Below are 17994 nucleotides of genomic sequence, written 5' to 3'. Positions count from 1 at the left end.
CCGCCGAAGAAACGGTTCTGTTTCTTGACCGCGCGCGCATCGCGAAAATACCCTTGCATGGTCGATGCGGCAAAGGCGTAACCGTGCATCACCACCAGATCCACTGCACACATGGTCACGGCCAGCAGCAGCAACTGCGGCAGCAAGGCGCTGTCGCGGCTGATGAACTGCGGCAGCACCGCCACCATGAAAATAATCCCCTTGGGATTGGTGGCGTTAGTCATGAATCCTAGCAGCACGCGCTTGCGCAAGGTCGGCGGCGTCGATTGCATGGCCTGTTCCGGCTGCTGCAGCGTGGCGACATCGACCTTGGCGCGCCATTGGCTCAGGCCGAGGTAGATCAGATACAGCGCGCCGGCCGTCTTGACCAGCGTGAACATGGTCTCGGACGCCAGCAAGATGGAACCCACTCCGGCGCCGGCCACAAACAGTATCAACAACAAACCCAGTTGCAAGCCGGCGATGGTGGCGGAGCTTCTCTTTACGCCATACGACAAGCCATGCGACATCGACAACACCGCGCCGGAACCGGGGGAAATGGCGATCAGCCAGCAGGCGGCAAAAAAAGTAAACCAGGTATGGAAGTTCATGATCAGGAAAAGAAGGTTAACAGCGGACGGTTATCAGCGATTCTTTGTCGTCGGCCTTGAGTCGGATGCAGCAGGATATCATCAGCCGTCAAATTCTTCATCGTACCGAACGATACGGCTGGCTGCGTCCCCGCTTGCTGAGCACCAGTTGCCAGAGCTGGCCCTGGCCTGAGCGGAAAAATCCCGCCGACGAGAGTATGAAATATTTCCACATCCGATAAAAACGCTCGCCGTATTTATCCGCCAGCTGCGGCCATGCGCGCTCGAAATTATCCCACCAGGCCATCAGGGTCAGGTCGTAATCGCGGCCGAAATTATGCCAGTCTTCGATCAGGAAACGTCCTTCCAGCGCTTGCGTGATTTCTGTTGCGGACGGCAGATGACCGTTCGGGAAAATATACTTGTCGAGCCAGACATCCCTCTTCTTTTCGGTCACGTAATTGCCGATGGTATGCAACAGAAATAGTCCCTCTGGCGCCAGCAGTTTTCCCGCCACATCGAAGTAAGCGGCGTAATTCTTGGCGCCGACGTGTTCGAACATGCCGACCGAAACAATCTTGTCATATTGCCCGTTGAGCTGCCGATAGTCGGTCAGTTCGATGCTGACGGGAAGTCCGGCGCAGCGCTCTTGCGCGAGTTTTTGCTGTTCTTTTGAAATCGTGATGCCGACCACTTCAACCTGATAGTTTTCAGCGGCGTAGCGGGCCAGTCCACCCCATCCGCAGCCGATATCCAGCAGGCGTTCGCCCGCTTTCAGTTCGAGCTTGCGGCAAATCAGTTCCAGCTTATGCAGCTGCGCTTGTTCGAGGTTGGCGGCGCGCGCCCAATATCCGCAGGAATACATCAGATTCGAATCGAGCATGCTTTCGAACAGATCGTTACCGATATCGTAGTGTTGTTCCCCGACCTGGAATGCGCGGCTCCTGGTTTGCAGATTGAAGAAATTCTGCCGCAGGATTTCCAGGAAAAACTTGATTTTTGCGGGACCGACTACCGTTTGCTCAAGATCGTGGCTGGTGACCCTGAAGAAAAACTCGTCCAGCTTGGCGCAATCCCAGTCGCCATCCATATACGACTCGCCGATGCCTAGCTCCCATTTCGAGAACATCTTTTGAAAAAAAATCGGGTCATGAATCTGCATATCCCAGGGTTGCTCGCCGTTCAAACGGATGCCCGCATGCTCAAACAACTGCTGGATGATTTTTGGCGCATTTGCCTTCATATCAAATGCTGCCGGTTTGGTCTCGCCCACTCCCACTTTATCCATGTAGTACTTCCTTCCAAGGTAGCGTTATGGAACAGCTTTTGTATCGATGCAAACGGGGAGGCATCAAGTCAGCTGTCAGCTGGCAACCTGACAGCCCGCAGGCGTTGACCTCAGTTGGCAGGACGCCGCAGGAAGGCCAGCAGCAAACCAAACCCTATCATCAGCGTACCACTGACACGATTGAACCAGCGAAATCTTCCAGCGGCATTGGTGAATGTTCCTAGCCTGGCGCCGATGGCGGCGTAGATGGCAATCGCTATCAGTTCAAGCAGCAAGAAGGTTGCGCCCAGTACGATGAAACTGGTGGTGTAAGCCGAGCGATCGACAAACTGGGGGAAAAATGCGGTGAAGATGAGAATCGCCTTCGGGTTTCCGGCCGCAACCAGAAACTCTTGTTTGGCTAGCCGGCGCAGCTTGTCTGCCGGGAGTTCACGGTTGCTCTGGACATCGTTGGCTGAAGCCGACAGATCAACCGGGGCGGAACGGAACAATTTCACACCCAGCCATACCAGGTAGGCCGCACCGCCGAACTTCAGTACCGTAAAAAGCGTTTCCGACGCAATCAGCAGCGCCCCCAGGCCGAAGCCGGAGATGGCTATCATGGCCGCAAAGGCGAACAATCGGCCAAACGCCGCGAGAATCGAATAACGCATGCCATCGCGCGCACCGTTCGAGAGCGACAACACGTTGTTCGGACCAAATGCCATATTCAGCGCGAAGCAGGCAGGTAGAAAGAGCCAGTAATTTTGAAATGACATGGTTTTACTTTAGTTCAAATGAGATCTACGAAAACGATGCCTATAACTCAAAGCTAAATTGACAGGCTTCGGCAGTTCGAGACGGTTTCCAGTAAGCCCGACACCCTCCTATTTCCCTTTATGGGATATCCAATGTTACATGGATTGCGACTTATCAGAATTGGATAACACAAGGTTCCAGAGGGAGGGAGTCAAATAATATTACCAAAAAACAATTCTTACTCTAGATTAATTGATACAATTAGTTACAATGAATTATCTGACAACTAGCAACAAATACATTTTTCCTGATTCATCTTCGCGATTTCAGACGCGCTGCGGCACGGAACTAAGAAACTAGGCAAGGCTGCATTTTGCCGTGCTTAAGATGAGTTGCTGCTAGTTGTAAATGACAATTCCATTTATCTATCAACGGACCGAATGACTCAATCGGAATCCAATATCGTGGCATTTATTCAGCAAGGGCAAAAATGAAGTCATCGGCAATATTAGCTAGCATCTCGGTTTTGATACTTACCGCGTGTGGTGGCGGTGGCGGTGGCGGCGACAAATCGCCCGCCCCTCCCCCTCCGGCGCCTCCAGTGGCAAACAACTCGGCGCAAGTTCAATTTGATTCCGGCGTATTTTTTTTCGGACTCAGAGCGACCAGCAACACCACTACCTATATTCCATATATCACCAAACACAGCAATCTCACCAGTTCAGTCCCAGGCACAAATCTCGTAGCTAAAACGCAATATGCCGGAATACCGCCGGACGATATGACGCCCGGCCTGTTTTCTTACGTGCCATGGGAGCTCGGTAGCCAGAGCTGGAAGGGGGCGAATCCAATGGCGACCGTTGCTTTTGGCGCAAACAACTCCGCGTCCCTCTCGCTGTCGCCGCCAGATTCGACCATGCCAAACGCCAAATGGGACATCACCATAACGGCGACGGATGTAAGCGGCACGTCAATCGATAAGTATGTGCAATCGCTGCCCTACTACAAACCGCCAACAGTGGTCGGGATTTTTGGCGCCAATGCTAAGCTCTTGTCATTCACCTATACCGCTGCCGATACCTTGATCGGCAGCTATTCCGGCAGAGAACTACGCGACAGCAACTTTAAAGCAGTGACCGATATGAGCGGCCTGCTGGACACGACAACTTGCCTTGAATCAGCAGGCACCGACAAATCGCTGGTGATGCGCTACCAAAGCAATGGCACTATCAATCTCTACGACACCCGAACCGTGTCGTACCCTGACAAATGCACATTCAATCCAGCGGTCGAGCCTTTGCTCGGCGTGGCAAATTTCGTGCAAAAATCCTATGGTCCGCATACCTACCTGGAAATCACGTTTCCGGCTTCTATCAACCTAAGCAATTACCAAAGCTCAGCGCTGACCATCGGCCCGACCGCCCTTGATGCCGGAACGAAGCTCGCAATCGTCCAACGTACGACCGGGAACAAAAACTGGAGTTACGGTTATGTCATCCCAAAAGGACTGCAAATGAAAGATCCGATGCAATACATGAACCAAGAGGCAGCAGCATCCGTCAAGAGCGCACTGAATCTGCCTTAAGTAAACTCGAGCTGTATTCGAATGGGCCGTTCAATCAAGATAGTCGGGCGGCCCGCTTTTTCCCACTGAAACCAGCCGCGCTTACCTCATGTCGAGCGGAGTACTCCGAAGCGGCGCAGGGAACGCCTGCTCAAGCTCCAGCAGATCTTGTGCCGTGAGCACGATATCCAGTGAAGCGCGATTCTCGCGGACGTGCGCCGGATCGACTGCCTTTGGAATGACAATGACCTGCTCCTGCCGCAGCAGCCACGACAAAGCTATCTGTGCCGCGCTGGCGTCATGTCGCCTGGCGATCTCCTTCAGATGCGGGTTGTGCAGCATCCGCCGCTGCTCGTTCGCGCCAGACTCAAGTGGCGAATACGCCATCACAGGCACGCTGCGCTGGCGGCACCAGGGTAGCAAGTCCCATTCGGGACCTCGCCGCATCAGGTTGTAAAGCACCTGATTGACCGCGATCTGTTCAGCGCCGGGCAGTCCGCTCGCTTCTTGCATATCGTTTCTGTCGAAATTGCTGACACCGAAATCGCGTATCTTTCCCGCCTTCTTGAGCGACTCGAGCGCCTCGATCGTTTCCCCAAGCGGCACCGAGCCGCGCCAATGCAGCAGGTAAAGATCGATATAATCGCTGCCGAGCCGCCGCAAGCTGCGCTCGCAGGCTGCTTGCGTTCCGCGCCGATCAGCGTTGTGCGGATATACCTTGCTGACCAGGAACGCCTCGGCGCGGCGCCCCAGAATTGCCTGGCCGACGATTTCTTCAGCGCCGCCGTCGGCATACATCTCTGCCGTGTCAATCAGGGTTATTCCGAGATCCATGCCCAGTCGAAGCGCGTCAATTTCTCGCTTTTTCTGAATCGGATTCTCCCCCATGTACCAGGTTCCCTGCCCCAATACCGGAATTGCGCTGCCCGAAGGTAAAAACAAAGTCTTCATTATCGGCTCACATTCTGAAAGAAAAATGGTTTGGCTGGCGCTGCACCTATGCGGTATCGACGCCAGGGATCTGCGCCAGTCGTCCGCAAAGAAAGGTTTATCTTGGCTGCAAAACCGAGAGGATCAGATCGACCTGTTTGTCCGTGACGCGCGGCCCATCCAAGGTGGAATATCCAACCCAGGCCCAATACGCCCAACGTCCGAGCGTTGCGGCCTGGTCCTTATCCCAGCCGGCGCCGCGCAATAACTTGATCAGATAATCGATCCGCTTTTGATCCACCCTCGCTTGTATTACGCCGGTATGCTGGTTGCTCAAGGACCAGGAGCGTATGGCCCTGGCCAGCGTGATATCTGCTGCCACCGCACCGATAAACCATTTGCGCAGTTTGGCTGCGGCGTCGCCGCCCGTGCTTTCGACGCATGCAATCGCATCTTGCGTGTGGCCTTGCTCCCATTCTTGCAGCAAGGCGGATTGGTACTCCTCCAAATTCTTGAAATGCCAATAGAAGCTGCCTTTAGTAACGCCCAACCGCTCGGCAATCGCCATGATGCGTAATCCTTCCGGCCCGTCACTGGCAAGTGTTTGCAAGCCGGCGTCCAGCCAGCTTTTTCGATTCTTTTTCTGATCCATAGCGTCACCATACCCAATGGTATTGACAAATGCAATGGCAGCTGTGATTATCACCATACTCAAAGGTATGGGACATTACTGCTGCAGTGATTTTATCGACTCATTGATTTATCCGACATACAAAAAGGATTATTACAATGCTCCAAACCGTCGCTCCCGATATCTGGCACGCGCAACACAGTTTTGTCGCCACTGGCCTGCGCGTCTCCTCTCGCATGACAGTAGTCCGCCTTCAGAATTCCGGGCTATGGTTACACTCGCCGGTGCCGTTGACGCCTACCATCCACTCGCAACTTGCGGCGCTTGGCGATGTGCGATTTATCGTTGCACCTAGCAAAACTCATCATCTGTTCGTCGGCGAATATCTCGACGCTTTTCCACAAGCCAAGCTATACGGAGCTCCCGGGCTGCTTGCCAAGCGGCCGGATCTGCATGGCTTGCGTGAGCTGACACCGGAAGTCGAGCCTGAGTGGCGAGAGGATTTTGAGCAGATTTTTTTCGCCGGTATTCCGCTTGGTAATGAAACCGTCTGGTTTCACAAATCCTCGCGCACGCTGATCGTCACCGACTTATGCCAGTGGTGGTGCGGCGATTTGTCATTTGCGGCAAAACTATATGCCGGGCTGAGCGGTGTCCGCACCGGGCTCGCGGTACCGCGGACAATTCGCCTGCTGGTCAAGGATCGCCAGGCGGCGCGAGCCAGCGCCCGTAAGATCCTGGGATGGCCGTTCGAACGCGTAGTGATGGCACACGACAGCATCGTCGAGCAGGGTGCGCACCGAGCGGTGGAAAAAGCTTTCGCTTACTTTGACAAATAATTGCAGATAATTCCACCACGGCGCTCGCCGGGAGTGCGAGGTTTGCAATTAAGTTCCGGCAAGCAATATTTCTGCAAGCGCGCTAAAATCCTCCAACCATTTTGTTGTCCCTCATTCAAACCGTTGGAGCCTGATTCATGTTGCGTTCTGCTGTGCTGTCCGCCCTGCTTACCCTCTCCGCCACCCCCTTCGTCAACGCCGCCGCCGATCCGCTCAGCACTGTCGCCGAGCGTTCAGGCTTCCAGCAAACCGGGCGCTATGAAGAAGTCATCGCGCTCTGCGCCGCCTTCCAGAAAGCCTATCCGAAGCAAGTGCGTTGCACCGAGTTCGGCCGCACGCCGGAAGGCCGGCCGATGCTGGCGTTGATCGTCTCGCGCAGCGGCGCCTTGAGTGCGGAAGCTGCGCACAAGCGTGGTTTGCCGGTGCTGCTGATACAAGGCGGCATCCACGCCGGTGAGATCGACGGCAAGGATGCCGGTTTCCAGGCCCTGCGCGAAGCCTTGCAAGACACTGCCGCGAATAGTCCTCTGAACCAGCAAGTGCTGGTCTTTGTACCGGTGTTCAATATCGACGGCCATGAACGTTTTGGCCGCTGGAATCGTCCCAATCAGCGTGGCCCCGAATCGATGGGCTGGCGCACCACCGGCCAGAATTTCAACCTGAATCGCGATTACGCCAAAGCCGATGCGCCGGAAATGCAGGCCATGCTGCAACTGGTCAATCGCTGGGATCCGCTGGCTTATATCGACTTGCATGTCACCGATGGAGCCAAGTTCGAGCATGATGTCTCGATCCAGGTTGAGCCGGTACATGCCAGCGATCTGGCAATGCGCAAAGACGGCGAGGCGTTACGCGACAATGTGATCAGCGATCTGGCCAGGCAGGGTTCGCTGCCGCTGCCCTTCTATCTCTCATTCAAGACCGAGGATGACCCTAGTTCCGGTTTTGTCGACGATGTCTCGCCGCCGCGTTTTTCTACCGGCTATTTCCATCTGCGCAATCGCTTCGGGATGTTGGTCGAGACCCATTCCTGGAAGGATTATCCGACTCGGGTGCGTATCACCCACAACACGATTGTCTCGGTCATGGCGCAGATCGCCGCGCACGGCAGCGACTGGCTGAAGACCGCGCAGCAAGCCGATCTGCGCGCAGCGCAGTTGGGCGGCCAGGCGGTTGCGTTGAGCTACAAGGCGAGCGACAAGACCCGTCCGGTGGCATTCCGCGGTTATGAATACACACGCACGCCGTCGGATATTTCGGGCGCGCTGATGACACGTTACGATGAGAGCAAACCGCAAATCTGGAATGTGACCGTACGCGACGACCTGCAACCCGATCTGAGCGTCAACGCGCCACAGGCGGGTTATCTGGTGCCTGCCGCCCATGCCGCATGGATCGCACAAAAGCTGCAGCAGCACGGGATCGCTTTCCGCGTATTGCCAACCGCACTGCACCAGGCCGCACTTGAAACTTTCCGCGCCACCAAGACCAGTTTCGATCCACAGTCGCTGGAGAGCCACCAGTCCCTCAAGCTACAAGGCGCATGGCATAGCGAAACGCGCGACCTCGGCGCCGGCGCACTGTTTGTGCCGATAGCGCAGGCCAAAGCGCGGCTGGTGATGGCGTTGCTGGAGCCGCTGGCGCCAGACTCGCTGGCAGCGTGGGGGCGTTTCAACAATGCGTTCGAGAAGAAAGAATATATGGAGGCGTATGTGGCGGAAGACGTCGCGCGCGAACAGCTTGCGGCTGACCCGGCACTAGCTGCCGAGTTCAGGACAAAGCTGGCTGCTGATCCCGAATTTGCTAAAGATCCGGCCGCGCGGCTGGAATTTTTCGCGCGCCGCCATACTTCCTGGGATGAGCGCTATAACTTGTATCCGGTCATGCGGACAGCCGTCGTGCCGGGATAGCGCGGTGCTGGCAACGCGCGCTAGGTTGCTGCTCTCGACTGGAGCAGGTGATATGCCGGACAGGAACTATTTCTGAGCGTCGCCGATTTTTTTCGAGAGGTAAAAACGCAGCGCAAAGGCAGCGATAACAGCGAGCAACGGCAAGGTTTGAATGATGTTCATGGGCAGGGCTCCGAATAAGAATAGACTGTGTTGATGCAACGCAGCATATAAAAACGGGGAACATATTGCCAATTCTTATTTCTGATTCCTTATATAAGTTTCGTGAATATCACTGCAGCCGCTCAATCTGGATCCAAAATATAAAAAGCCCGCTATCTTTAACGATGCGGGCTTTCCCTGTCTCCTCACCTCTAGAGAGATGGACTCTTTTTTGCGTGAAGCGATACTGAGCCAAAAAACTTCAACCGTCATCATGCGCCGCAACATAGCGTTGTTTTGCACCAACATGGAAAGATAGCGCTTGTATGCTTATGCGGTTTTCGCGTAAGGAGTTTTCTCTTCACCGCCCTTGCCGGATAAAATCCACTGCTTTCTCGGCGATCATGATGGTCGGCGCATTGGTGTTGCCGCCAATCAGAGTGGGCATGATCGAGGCATCGACTACCCGTAAACCCCGGATTCCATGAACCCGTAAGGTCGGATCGACAACAGCTGCCTGGTCGATGCCCATCTTGCAAGTACCGATCGGGTGGTAAACCGTATCGACGTACTGCCTCAGAACGGCGCGTATCTGTTCGTCAGATTGCACATCTGCGGTGCGTATATCGCGTTTGCTGTAAGGGGCCAGCGCCGGCGCCGCAAGCAATTTGCGGGTCACCTTGAAACCCTCAACCATGTCTTCCAGATCTTGCGGATCGTCCAGGAATTTGGGATCGATCAGGGGCGCATCCTGCGGATTGGTATTGCGCAAGCTGAGGGTTCCCTTGCTTTTCGGTCGCAACAGGCAAACGTGGCAGGAAAATCCGTGTCCCATACGCAACTTGCGAGCGTGGTCTTCAAGACAGCCGACAACGAAATGCAATTGCAGATTTGGCACCGGCAAGTCCGGCCTGCTCTTCAAGAAGCCGCCGCACTCGGCCACATTGCTAGTCAGCATGCCGCGTCTCTCCTTGCGGAAACGCTGTAGTTCTTTGAACAGGCGCAGCGAACCGCCGGCCGAGATGCCAAAAGTATCCAGGCTGTCCGATTGATGACAAAACACAAAGTCGGGATGGTCTTGCAGATTCTTGCCGACGCCGGGTAAATGATGTTGCACCTGAATCCCCAGCTTGCGCAGTTCGGTGCCGTCGCCGATACCTGACAACATCAGCAACTGCGGCGACTGGAAAGCGCCGGCGGCCAGAATCACCTCACGCCTGGCGCGCAGCACGCGCAACTTGCCGCCCTGCCTGACTTCCACACCGACCGCCCGTCCTTGCTCAAGGATAAGGCGCTCGGCATAGGCGCCGGTTTCCACACATAGATTGCTACGCCCCAGATGCGGCATCAGGTAGCCGCGTGCGGCGCTCCAGCGCTCACCATCTTTTTGCGTGACCTGGTAAACACCCAGTCCCTCTTGGTGCTCGCCGTTGAAATCCTCGCTGAGCGGATAACCGGCCTGGCGTGCGGCTTCCAGATAGTGCTGATGGATGGGACTGTCGGTGCGCAGATCGCTGACCCACAAAGGCCCATCCTGACCATGCCAGCCATTGGAAAATCGTTCGTTATGCTCTGATCTTTTAAAATAAGGCAGCACGTCGTCGAAGGACCAGCCGTTATTGCCGAGTTGCGCCCAATGATCATAGTCAGATCGATGCCCGCGCGTATAGACCATGGCGTTGATGCCCGACGATCCGCCCAGCATCTTGCCGCGTGGCTGATACCCCCGGCGGACGTTGAGACCGGCCTGCGGCACAGTTTCGAAAGCCCAGTTGTTGATCCTGGTCGGCACCATGACGGCCGCTCCGACCGGCATCTTCACGAGCCAGCTATCGCCGCTGCCGCCGGCTTCCAACAGACATACCGACAGTGCCGGATCTTCCGTCAAACGGCCCGCCATCACGCTACCGGCCGAACCGCCACCCACTACGACAAAGTCAAACTCGTCAAACTCACCAAACTCGTCATTCACTGCGCGTCTCCCGTTCTGGTTGTATTTATGCTTTGCAGAAAGGACAAGCCTGCTTAGGCAACAAATTTAACAGCTGCGGGAAGATCACGCCATGCGGCGAATTAGAGAGTTTGTTTCAATTACCCGGAATATTCAGGCGCTTGCGCAAGATAATGCTGCAGATTCAATGCGCTTTCGACATCACAACCAGCCATTTGCGAAATAGCAATATTTCCAAATGCCCGGCCTGGATGCCTGCATTGCATTCGACTACGGGATTGCTTCTGTACAGGCGTTTGTAGAAATCACGGCAAATGAACAATTCACGCTTGCCGAAACGCATCAGGATTGAGGAAGGGGTAGACTCCATACCAAAGCGGGAGCCGGAGGTAATGTCCAAGTTCGTCATGGCAGCAATTCCAATCTCGTTGAAGGGAATTGCACTGTACCATAACTACTGTATATTCATACAGTGAAATGTTATGTGTCTGTTTTTAGTCACGCCGCAAGCCGGCGACTGGCACAGCTTGCGGCTAAATGGCTCACTAACGTGAATCAACGACGCCAGCCGCGCTCACGCCATTCATGCTCGCGCCATCCATCATGGTCATGCCAGCCGCGTCCGCCGCGCCAATAACCCGGACGGCCGTAATAAGCCGGCGGATAGTAGCCAGGGGCGCCATACACGACGACCGGCGGCGGCGCCACATACACAGGCGGTGGTGGCGCGTAGTAGACAGGTGGCGGATTGTAGTAGACCGGTGGCGGCGCGTAATAGCCAGGGACACCGATATTCACCGACCAGTGTGCTCCAGCAAACGCCGGGGCTGCCGAAAACGCACCAACGGCAAGTAATCCAAGCAGGGCGATACGCGTACGGGTTTTCATGGCAGTTCTCGATGGCTGTAAATTAAACATAACTATATTTAACCTAATTTTGCGACGTCTCGCCATGCACAAGTGGTAAGCCCTGTAACAACATGTATCACCGCATTTGAATTGTGGTTTTTTTCGTACACGCGAAATTAATCAATCACTACACTTCCACTGTGACGCTTGTATCTGGCGATTGCCACCAGCGCCATGGCAATCAGGAAACACCCCATCAGCAGCATCAGCGCATTGGCCATCACTCGCGGGTAACCCAGCAGCGCGACATTCAGAAATGGATAAGGATAAAACCCAGACAAGCTGCCACGCACCATAGCCACCACGAAATAAGCCAGCGGATAGATCAGCCATAAAAGACTGTCTTTTGCCTGCACGCCGCTCTTTATCGCAAACAGCAGCCAGTACAAGACGAACAACAAGGGGACGGCAGTATGCAAACCTTCGTCCGAGAGTCTATGCAAGCCGGTAAACGGCGCATGGTTGCGCAGCAGGAGGTTGTAACCGAGGCCGACAAAAATGATGTACAACGCCATTGCAGTGAGCACCCCAGGCCGCGAGAAAAACCGTCCGGGCGCAGAGTCTGGCTTGAGCAACAGCAGCGTGCAGCAAACTGCCAGCAAAATATTGGTCAGGATCGTCAGGTAGTCGAACATGCGCCAGACTGCCTCGCCGTAAGTCATGCCCTTGGCCACCAGGATCGGAATTGAAATGGAAAATTGCGCGACAATGGAAAACCATGCGATCAGCGCAATCGACAGCAGCAGCAGTTGCGGTGCGATAGTTTTTTTCATAAACGAAACCCGGTGCAGCAAGGGCTGTGGCCGCCCCGCTTCAAGAAACAATACCTTGATCGACGCTCAACATGCGTTCCACGTAGCGTGCAATCAGATCCACCTCCAGATTGACCTGCTTGCCGACCTGCAGATGTTTTAAAGCCGTCACTTCAATCGTGTGCGGAATCAGGTTGATCGAAAACAGGCAGCCGTCGGCCACGTCATCGACCCGGTTCACCGTCAGGGAAACGCCGTTGACCACCACCGAACCTTTATAGGCGAAATATTTGGCGAGTTCACGCGCGGCCTTGATCACCAGTTCCCAGGATTCGCCCACCGGTTCGAATTTCTGCACCAGCCCGAGGCCGTCGACATGACCGGAGACCAGATGGCCGCCCAGGCGGTCGGCCAGGGTCAGGGCTTTTTCCAGATTAACCTCGCCGCTGGCGTCGAGGCCGACGGTGCGATTCAGGCTTTCACGCGAGACATCGACTTCGAAGCTGCTGGCAGTCTTTTCAACCACGGTCATGCAAGCGCCGTTCAAGGAAATCGAATCGCCAAGCGCGACGTCGGCCAGCGACAAGGCACCGGCATCGATCTGCAGCCTGACGCCATCCTCAGCACTCGAACCCAGCGGTTTAACGGAAGTGATTTTGCCGACGGCAGCGACGATACCAGTGAACATGATGACAATATGAAAAATTAAAGGAATCGTGCAAGGATACGCAAATCCTCGCCAATCTGCTTGATTTGATGAAATTTCAGGCTCAGCTTATCCTGCAGATTCTCCAGTGCAGGCAGGTCAAACATGCCGCGGCCGTCGCCCAGGATGACGGGCGCCAGATAGACCAGCAATTCATCGACGCAATGCTCCCGGATCAGGGACGCATTCAGCTTGGAGCCGGCTTCGACATGCAATTCATTGATCTGGCGTTTGCCGAGCTCCAGTATGACCTGCGGCAAATCGACCTTGCCGCTGGCGTTCGGCAGCACCACCACCTCCGCTCCCTGCTGCTCCAGCAGCGCCTGTTTTTCGGCATCGACGGTGGCGCTGAAAATCAGGTTGCCGCCGCCGACCAGGATTTTTGCATCCGGACTGATGCTGAGTTTGCTGTCGACGATTACCCGCAGCGGCTGCCGCGCCAGTTGCACGGTGCGTACCGTCAGTTGCGGATTGTCTTCTTTCACGGTGCCGATGCCGGTCAGGATGGCGCCGGCGCGGGCACGCCACATATGGCCGTCGTCACGCGCCGCTTGCGAGGTAATCCACTGGCTTTGACCGTTATGCAGCGCGGTCTTGCCGTCCAGGCTGGCCGCCACCTTCAGCCGCACCCAGGGTTTGCCGGAAAGCATGCGCGTAAAAAATCCGATATTCAGCTCGCGCGCCTGCGCCGCCAGAATCCCGGATTCGACCGCGATTCCCGCCGCTTGCAGGCGCGCCATGCCCTGCCCGGCCACCAGCGGATTGGGATCTGCCATCGCCGCTACCACTTTGGCTACCCCAGCCCGCACTAAAGCATCGGCACAGGGTGGCGTGCGGCCGAAATGACTGCAGGGCTCCAGCGTGACATACACGGTTGCGCCACGCACATCGTGGCCTTTGGCGGCGGCGTCCTGCAGCGCCTGGATCTCGGCATGGTTGCCGCCCGGCGGCTGGGTAAATCCGCTGCCGATGATCTGGCCGTCCTTGACGATCACGCAACCGATGGCGGGATTAGGTGCACTCGACAGCCGACCGTTTTCGGCAAGCTGCAAGGCTTGCGACATCAACAATTCAGCCGGGGTCATGGGTTAAGCCTGGAAATCATGTGAAAACCATCAGAAAGAAGAGATGCGGTGATTGTACAAAATATGCTGCGGCCACCGTTAATTAAATAAAATGCGATGCGATGCGCGGTATAGCTGGGATTAGCTGTGATCAAAGCGGCGGCGCCAGGCTGGCGGCAGCCCGATTGCGCAAAGTGACGACCCGCTGGAATACCGCCCGCAGACGGCGATCGCTGGCCAGTCTGGTGGCGCCGCTACAATCGACATAGCGCTGCGGCTCGACGGTGAGATTGTCATCGCCGCGCAGCTGCAAGCACAGCCGAACGCTGATCACTCTTTCCCAATTCTGATACTGATCATCGGACAGCGTCTCTACCTGCGTCGCGTTCAAGAACTGACTCGGCGTCGTCTCGCCGATCGCCGCCACCCCATACATCAGTTGCATATCTTCGACATTATTGACTATCGGTTGCGCACTCTTATTGCCATTGCCCAGGCAATAGAGAGCATTGGCGCTGTTGCCGGTGCGCATAGCAACAAAAAAGAGATTGCGCACAATCCGGACATACGGCGCCCGCAGGTAGGCTGGATGGTCTGGCGGTACAGCGCTGCGGCCCACACTTGCTCCATTGCAGTCAACGCCGGCGCCACTGGCTGGATCGGAATAATCGTCCAGCCGATAACTGATTTCAATAGCGGCCATCCCCGCCCCTTGCTCCGCCTTGCACAAGAAATCTTTTCCCGAACCCAAGGGCTTAATGAAGCCATGCTCACAGCCACGCAAACCTTGCGCCGGCGCGCCGTCGGCAAGAATAAAATCGGTGATACGCGCAGCGCTTGCGGACCAACCGGCACTAAGCAAATTGCCAAAACCCGCCTGCCGCAAATCCCGCTCCATCAGCGTCATGGCGTAGCTTCCATCCTGATGCAAGCGCCGCTTCTCCTCGCTCAAACGGAAGCTGGCTTTGCTGCTGAGATAGAGCGTTGTAAGCAACAGCAGCGTGGCGGACGCAAGCGTCATCGCCACCAACAACTCGACCATCGAAAATCCGCTCCGGCAAGGCGCTGGCGGCATTCGTTCATTGCCGATGGCAAGAGGGTTCAGCATTGGCCGCTATCCATCTTGACGCTGATACGGCCCGAGTTGGCGACGCACACCGTGCGCGCAAACTCGTCGTTGTGGCTAAACGCCAGGCGGGTAAAGCTGCTGCTGGCGTTGCCGGCGCCGTTATAGGTAATCGATGTTCTGCCAGCGCTGGCCTGGGTGTTGTCATCCAGCGCGCCTTGCCGCAGCAATATTTGCCGGCTATCGCCGACCATCACCAGCCAGCCGGCGCCCCAGTCGCCGCCGGTGCGCCCGGCAGTAGCCGCCGCACTGCATCGCGCGCCGGCAGAGTCGGCATCGATGCTGCGGCAGATGAGTACCGCCCGGCCGCGCTGAATGGCCTCGCTGCGCGCCAGATTGAGCGCAGCAACCAGTTGGCCGGTTTCTACCGACAGCCGGTTTTGAATCACGAACGCCCGCATGGATGGCAAAGCCAAGGTCAGCAGGATGCACATGATCGCCAGCGTTATCATGGCTTCAATCAGCGTCAAACCTGAATCTCGCGTAAAAACATGCGTGGGCGATCGCAATAGGCGCATAGGTGCTCCCGGTCAGCTATTTGTTTTATGTCATTTTTAACAACCATTCTCACAAAAAAATAGCGCCGTTCAAAGCGGCGCTAGCTGATTTAAGAAATTACTTTCTACGGCTTGGCGGTCCGGAGAACTCTTCAATCATGTTCTGGAATTCCGCCACATCTTCAAAACTCTTGTAGACCGAGGCAAAACGGATATACGCAATCTTGTCCAGGCGCTTCAATTCACGCATCACCAATTCGCCGACATGGCCGGAGAGAACTTCGCGCTCGCCGCTGGACAGCAATTTTTCCTTGATACGCTGCAACGCCTCGTCCAGCGCCTCGACCGATACCGGGCGCTTGCGCAAGGCCAGCATCAGGCTGGCGCGCAATTTGAGCGGATCGAAATCGGTACGGCTGCCGTTCTTCTTGACGATCACCGGCATCGCCAGCTCGATCCGTTCAAAGGTGGTGAAGCGTTTGTCGCATTGCATGCAACGGCGCCGACGACGAATCGAATCGCCCTCTTCCGACACACGCGTGTCGAGCACCTGGGTTTCTTCGTGCTGGCAGAATGGACATTTCATGATGGTAGTAATCCGAAGGTTGTAACGGCGGCCGGTGTCGGCAGTTCCATCTCTACATTATTCCTTTTCGCGGCCACGCGCCTGTCTAAGACAAACTGGCACAAACTAGCACCATATGGCGCATGGGCCCGTGCAGCGTTCAAGCTGCGCCGGGCCCATGAAATTACCGACCAGCCTTGCGGCGCATCGGCAATCAGTACATCAAGCTGCGTACACCGGGAAAGCGTCAGTCAGTTTCTTGACTTCAGCCTTGACCCGTTCGATGGTCGCCGCGTCATGCGGGTTGTCGAGTACGTCGGCGATCAGGTTGCCGACCTTGGTCGCTTCCGCTTCCTTGAAACCACGGGTGGTGAACGCTGGGCTGCCAACGCGGATGCCGGAAGTGACGAATGGCTTTTCCGGATCGTTAGGAATTGCATTCTTGTTGCAGGTCATGTGTGCTGCGCCCAGGATCGCTTCGGCTTCTTTGCCGGTAATCTTCTTGGCGCGCAGGTCGACCAGCATCACGTGCGATTCGGTACGGCCGGAAACGATACGCAAGCCGCGCGCGATCAACGCTTTCGCCAGGGCGTCGGCATTCTTCACCACTTGCTGTTGATAAGCCTTGAACTCCGGCGTCAGCGCTTCCTTGAACGCTACCGCTTTACCAGCGATGACGTGCATCAGCGGGCCGCCTTGAATGCCAGGGAAAATCGCCGAATTGATGGCTTTTTCGAACTCGGCCTTCATCAGGATGATGCCGCCGCGCGGGCCGCGCAGGGATTTATGGGTAGTCGAAGTCACGAAGTCCGCGTGCGGCACCGGATTCGGATATACGCCGGCGGCGATCAGGCCGGCGTAGTGCGCCATGTCGACCATGAAGTAAGCACCGACCGCTTTAGCAACTTTGGACATGCGCTCAAAATCGATGCGCAAGGCGTAAGCCGAGGCGCCAGCGATGATCAGCTTTGGCTTCTTTTCGTGCGCCAGGCGTTCAAATGCTTCGTAATCGATTTCTTCTTTTTCGTTCAAGCCGTAGGACACCACATTGAACCATTTTCCGGACATGTTCAACGCCATGCCGTGCGTCAGGTGGCCGCCTTCTGCCAACGACATGCCCATGATAGTGTCGCCTGGCTTCAGCATCGCAAAGAACACGCCCTGGTTGGCTTGCGAACCGGAGTTCGGCTGAACGTTGGCGGCTTCGGCGCCGAACAATTCCTTGACGCGATCGATCGCCAGTTGCTCGGCGATGTCGACGAATTCGCAACCGCCGTAATAACGCTTGCCTGGATAACCTTCAGCGTACTTGTTGGTCAGCTGCGTGCCCTGCGCTTCCATCACGGCAGGCGAAGTATAGTTTTCCGACGCGATCAGCTCGATATGTTCTTGCTGGCGGTGGTTTTCTTTCTGGATGGCGCTCCACAATTCTGGATCGACATTGGCGATGGTGTGGTTTTTTTCGAACATGTGATACTCCAATCGATAAGGGTGTGCCTAAATCGAATGAGGGCCAGGGTATTTTTGGAATGCGGCAGCCTCAGTCGTACTTTCCATTAGGGCTGCCCAGGCGCACGGCGGATGAAATCTCACGCTTCCCGGTGGATGCCCACCTTTTGCCGAAAGCCGCTGCAATCTTGTGAATCCGCGCGGCCCGGTTTTTTCGCCAGTCACGTGAGACGAAATGGTGCGGCTATTGTAAGCGAAGCACCTGGTTTGGGCAAGATTGGCAGCGTGTCTCAACGCCGGATAAAAAAAGCCGCCCCAGAGGGCGGCGCTTGAATAAGACTTATCATGAAAACAATAAAACTATC

Annotated in this window: 18 protein-coding genes and 1 riboswitch; of the genes, 3 read left to right on the top strand and 15 right to left on the bottom strand. The window is 55.9% G+C overall.

Annotation, left to right across the window (positions count from 1 at the left end; translation table 11 throughout):
- The 3 genes from VNZ60_RS02065 to VNZ60_RS02055 form a co-directional block, all read right to left on the bottom strand.
- On the bottom strand, nucleotides 1–590 hold a 590-nt coding region (locus tag VNZ60_RS02065), incomplete at its 3' end, for a LysE family translocator (protein ID WP_325656694.1).
- Between the two features lie 97 nt (nucleotides 591–687).
- Entirely contained in the window at nucleotides 688–1857 is a 1170-nt protein-coding gene (cfa, locus tag VNZ60_RS02060) for a cyclopropane fatty acyl phospholipid synthase (RefSeq protein ID WP_325656692.1), read from the bottom strand.
- Nucleotides 1858–1967: 110 nt separating this feature from the next.
- On the bottom strand, nucleotides 1968–2615 hold the full coding sequence (locus VNZ60_RS02055) for a LysE family translocator (RefSeq protein WP_325656690.1): 648 nt from the start codon (nucleotides 2613–2615) through the stop codon (nucleotides 1968–1970).
- Between the two features lie 470 nt (nucleotides 2616–3085).
- Between VNZ60_RS02055 and VNZ60_RS02050 the strand changes: the two genes are divergently transcribed.
- Entirely contained in the window at nucleotides 3086–4180 is a 1095-nt protein-coding gene (locus tag VNZ60_RS02050) for a hypothetical protein (protein ID WP_325656688.1), read from the top strand.
- Between the two features lie 81 nt (nucleotides 4181–4261).
- Here VNZ60_RS02050 and VNZ60_RS02045 read toward each other — a convergent pair whose 3' ends face one another.
- Both VNZ60_RS02045 and VNZ60_RS02040 read right to left on the bottom strand, forming a co-directional pair.
- Nucleotides 4262–5110: an aldo/keto reductase gene (locus tag VNZ60_RS02045; RefSeq protein ID WP_325656686.1), complete on the bottom strand. Its 849-nt coding sequence runs from the start codon at nucleotides 5108–5110 to the stop codon at nucleotides 4262–4264.
- Nucleotides 5111–5207: 97 nt separating this feature from the next.
- Nucleotides 5208–5741: a TetR/AcrR family transcriptional regulator gene (locus VNZ60_RS02040; RefSeq protein WP_325656684.1), complete on the bottom strand. Its 534-nt coding sequence runs from the start codon at nucleotides 5739–5741 to the stop codon at nucleotides 5208–5210.
- Nucleotides 5742–5878: 137 nt separating this feature from the next.
- Here VNZ60_RS02040 and VNZ60_RS02035 point away from each other — a divergent pair, with 137 nt between their 5' ends.
- Both VNZ60_RS02035 and VNZ60_RS02030 read left to right on the top strand, forming a co-directional pair.
- Nucleotides 5879–6559: a DUF4336 domain-containing protein gene (locus tag VNZ60_RS02035; RefSeq protein ID WP_325656682.1), complete on the top strand. Its 681-nt coding sequence runs from the start codon at nucleotides 5879–5881 to the stop codon at nucleotides 6557–6559.
- A 137-nt stretch (nucleotides 6560–6696) separates the two neighbouring features.
- Nucleotides 6697–8469, top strand: a complete 1773-nt coding sequence (locus tag VNZ60_RS02030) for a M14 family zinc carboxypeptidase (RefSeq protein WP_325656680.1) — start codon at nucleotides 6697–6699, stop codon at nucleotides 8467–8469.
- A 502-nt stretch (nucleotides 8470–8971) separates the two neighbouring features.
- Here VNZ60_RS02030 and VNZ60_RS02025 read toward each other — a convergent pair.
- The 10 genes from VNZ60_RS02025 to glyA all read right to left on the bottom strand — a co-directional run bounded on the left by VNZ60_RS02025 (nucleotide 8972) and on the right by glyA (nucleotide 17650).
- Nucleotides 8972–10582, bottom strand: coding sequence for a GMC family oxidoreductase (locus VNZ60_RS02025; RefSeq protein WP_325656678.1), 1611 nt, complete (start codon nucleotides 10580–10582; stop codon nucleotides 8972–8974).
- Nucleotides 10583–10745: 163 nt separating this feature from the next.
- Nucleotides 10746–10970: a hypothetical protein gene (locus VNZ60_RS02020; RefSeq protein WP_038492120.1), complete on the bottom strand. Its 225-nt coding sequence runs from the start codon at nucleotides 10968–10970 to the stop codon at nucleotides 10746–10748.
- A 146-nt stretch (nucleotides 10971–11116) separates the two neighbouring features.
- Nucleotides 11117–11449, bottom strand: coding sequence for a hypothetical protein (locus tag VNZ60_RS02015; RefSeq protein ID WP_325656673.1), 333 nt, complete (start codon nucleotides 11447–11449; stop codon nucleotides 11117–11119).
- A 137-nt stretch (nucleotides 11450–11586) separates the two neighbouring features.
- Nucleotides 11587–12243, bottom strand: coding sequence for a Pr6Pr family membrane protein (locus tag VNZ60_RS02010; RefSeq protein WP_325656671.1), 657 nt, complete (start codon nucleotides 12241–12243; stop codon nucleotides 11587–11589).
- Nucleotides 12244–12283: 40 nt separating this feature from the next.
- The gene (locus VNZ60_RS02005; RefSeq protein WP_325656670.1) at nucleotides 12284–12910 is read right to left on the bottom strand and encodes a riboflavin synthase; all 627 of its coding nucleotides are present in this window, start codon (nucleotides 12908–12910) and stop codon (nucleotides 12284–12286) included.
- Nucleotides 12911–12927: 17 nt separating this feature from the next.
- A complete protein-coding gene (gene ribD, locus VNZ60_RS02000) occupies nucleotides 12928–14013 on the bottom strand; it encodes a bifunctional diaminohydroxyphosphoribosylaminopyrimidine deaminase/5-amino-6-(5-phosphoribosylamino)uracil reductase RibD (RefSeq protein WP_325656668.1) in 1086 nt (361 codons plus the stop codon).
- A 130-nt stretch (nucleotides 14014–14143) separates the two neighbouring features.
- The gene (locus VNZ60_RS25225) at nucleotides 14144–14524 is read right to left on the bottom strand and encodes a PilW family protein (RefSeq protein WP_414648757.1); all 381 of its coding nucleotides are present in this window, start codon (nucleotides 14522–14524) and stop codon (nucleotides 14144–14146) included.
- A 569-nt stretch (nucleotides 14525–15093) separates the two neighbouring features.
- Nucleotides 15094–15636 carry a GspH/FimT family pseudopilin gene (locus VNZ60_RS01990; protein ID WP_325656664.1) on the bottom strand — a complete coding sequence of 181 codons (543 nt, stop codon included), beginning with the start codon at nucleotides 15634–15636 and terminating at the stop codon, nucleotides 15094–15096.
- Nucleotides 15637–15733: 97 nt separating this feature from the next.
- Nucleotides 15734–16201, bottom strand: coding sequence for a transcriptional regulator NrdR (gene nrdR / locus VNZ60_RS01985; protein ID WP_014007375.1), 468 nt, complete (start codon nucleotides 16199–16201; stop codon nucleotides 15734–15736).
- A gap of 201 nt (nucleotides 16202–16402) precedes the next feature.
- The gene (gene glyA, locus VNZ60_RS01980; protein WP_325656659.1) at nucleotides 16403–17650 is read right to left on the bottom strand and encodes a serine hydroxymethyltransferase; all 1248 of its coding nucleotides are present in this window, start codon (nucleotides 17648–17650) and stop codon (nucleotides 16403–16405) included.
- Between the two features lie 87 nt (nucleotides 17651–17737).
- A riboswitch (ZMP/ZTP riboswitch) is annotated at nucleotides 17738–17864 on the bottom strand.
- Nucleotides 17865–17994 lie beyond the last annotated feature (130 nt).

This window comes from Collimonas sp. (assembly GCF_035566375.1).
Lineage (GTDB): Bacteria > Pseudomonadota > Gammaproteobacteria > Burkholderiales > Burkholderiaceae_D > Collimonas.
This window is presented reverse-complemented; position numbering and strand designations above follow the sequence as displayed.

What these genes read in the sequence shown, in the direction of transcription:
- cfa (WP_325656692.1), bottom strand. Translation starts at nt 1,857, where the DNA reads ATGGATAAAGTGGGAGTGGGCGAGACCAAACCGGCAGCATTTGATATG.
- VNZ60_RS02055 (WP_325656690.1), bottom strand. Translation starts at nt 2,615, where the DNA reads ATGTCATTTCAAAATTACTGGCTCTTTCTACCTGCCTGCTTCGCGCTG.
- VNZ60_RS02050 (WP_325656688.1), top strand. Translation starts at nt 3,086, where the DNA reads ATGAAGTCATCGGCAATATTAGCTAGCATCTCGGTTTTGATACTTACC.
- VNZ60_RS02045 (WP_325656686.1), bottom strand. Translation starts at nt 5,110, where the DNA reads ATGAAGACTTTGTTTTTACCTTCGGGCAGCGCAATTCCGGTATTGGGG.
- VNZ60_RS02040 (WP_325656684.1), bottom strand. Translation starts at nt 5,741, where the DNA reads ATGGATCAGAAAAAGAATCGAAAAAGCTGGCTGGACGCCGGCTTGCAA.
- VNZ60_RS02035 (WP_325656682.1), top strand. Translation starts at nt 5,879, where the DNA reads ATGCTCCAAACCGTCGCTCCCGATATCTGGCACGCGCAACACAGTTTT.
- VNZ60_RS02030 (WP_325656680.1), top strand. Translation starts at nt 6,697, where the DNA reads ATGTTGCGTTCTGCTGTGCTGTCCGCCCTGCTTACCCTCTCCGCCACC.
- VNZ60_RS02020 (WP_038492120.1), bottom strand. Translation starts at nt 10,970, where the DNA reads ATGACGAACTTGGACATTACCTCCGGCTCCCGCTTTGGTATGGAGTCT.
- VNZ60_RS02015 (WP_325656673.1), bottom strand. Translation starts at nt 11,449, where the DNA reads ATGAAAACCCGTACGCGTATCGCCCTGCTTGGATTACTTGCCGTTGGT.
- VNZ60_RS02010 (WP_325656671.1), bottom strand. Translation starts at nt 12,243, where the DNA reads ATGAAAAAAACTATCGCACCGCAACTGCTGCTGCTGTCGATTGCGCTG.
- VNZ60_RS02005 (WP_325656670.1), bottom strand. Translation starts at nt 12,910, where the DNA reads ATGTTCACTGGTATCGTCGCTGCCGTCGGCAAAATCACTTCCGTTAAA.
- ribD (WP_325656668.1), bottom strand. Translation starts at nt 14,013, where the DNA reads ATGACCCCGGCTGAATTGTTGATGTCGCAAGCCTTGCAGCTTGCCGAA.
- VNZ60_RS25225 (WP_414648757.1), bottom strand. Translation starts at nt 14,524, where the DNA reads ATGCGCACCGGCAACAGCGCCAATGCTCTCTATTGCCTGGGCAATGGC.
- VNZ60_RS01990 (WP_325656664.1), bottom strand. Translation starts at nt 15,636, where the DNA reads ATGCGCCTATTGCGATCGCCCACGCATGTTTTTACGCGAGATTCAGGT.
- nrdR (WP_014007375.1), bottom strand. Translation starts at nt 16,201, where the DNA reads ATGAAATGTCCATTCTGCCAGCACGAAGAAACCCAGGTGCTCGACACG.
- glyA (WP_325656659.1), bottom strand. Translation starts at nt 17,650, where the DNA reads ATGTTCGAAAAAAACCACACCATCGCCAATGTCGATCCAGAATTGTGG.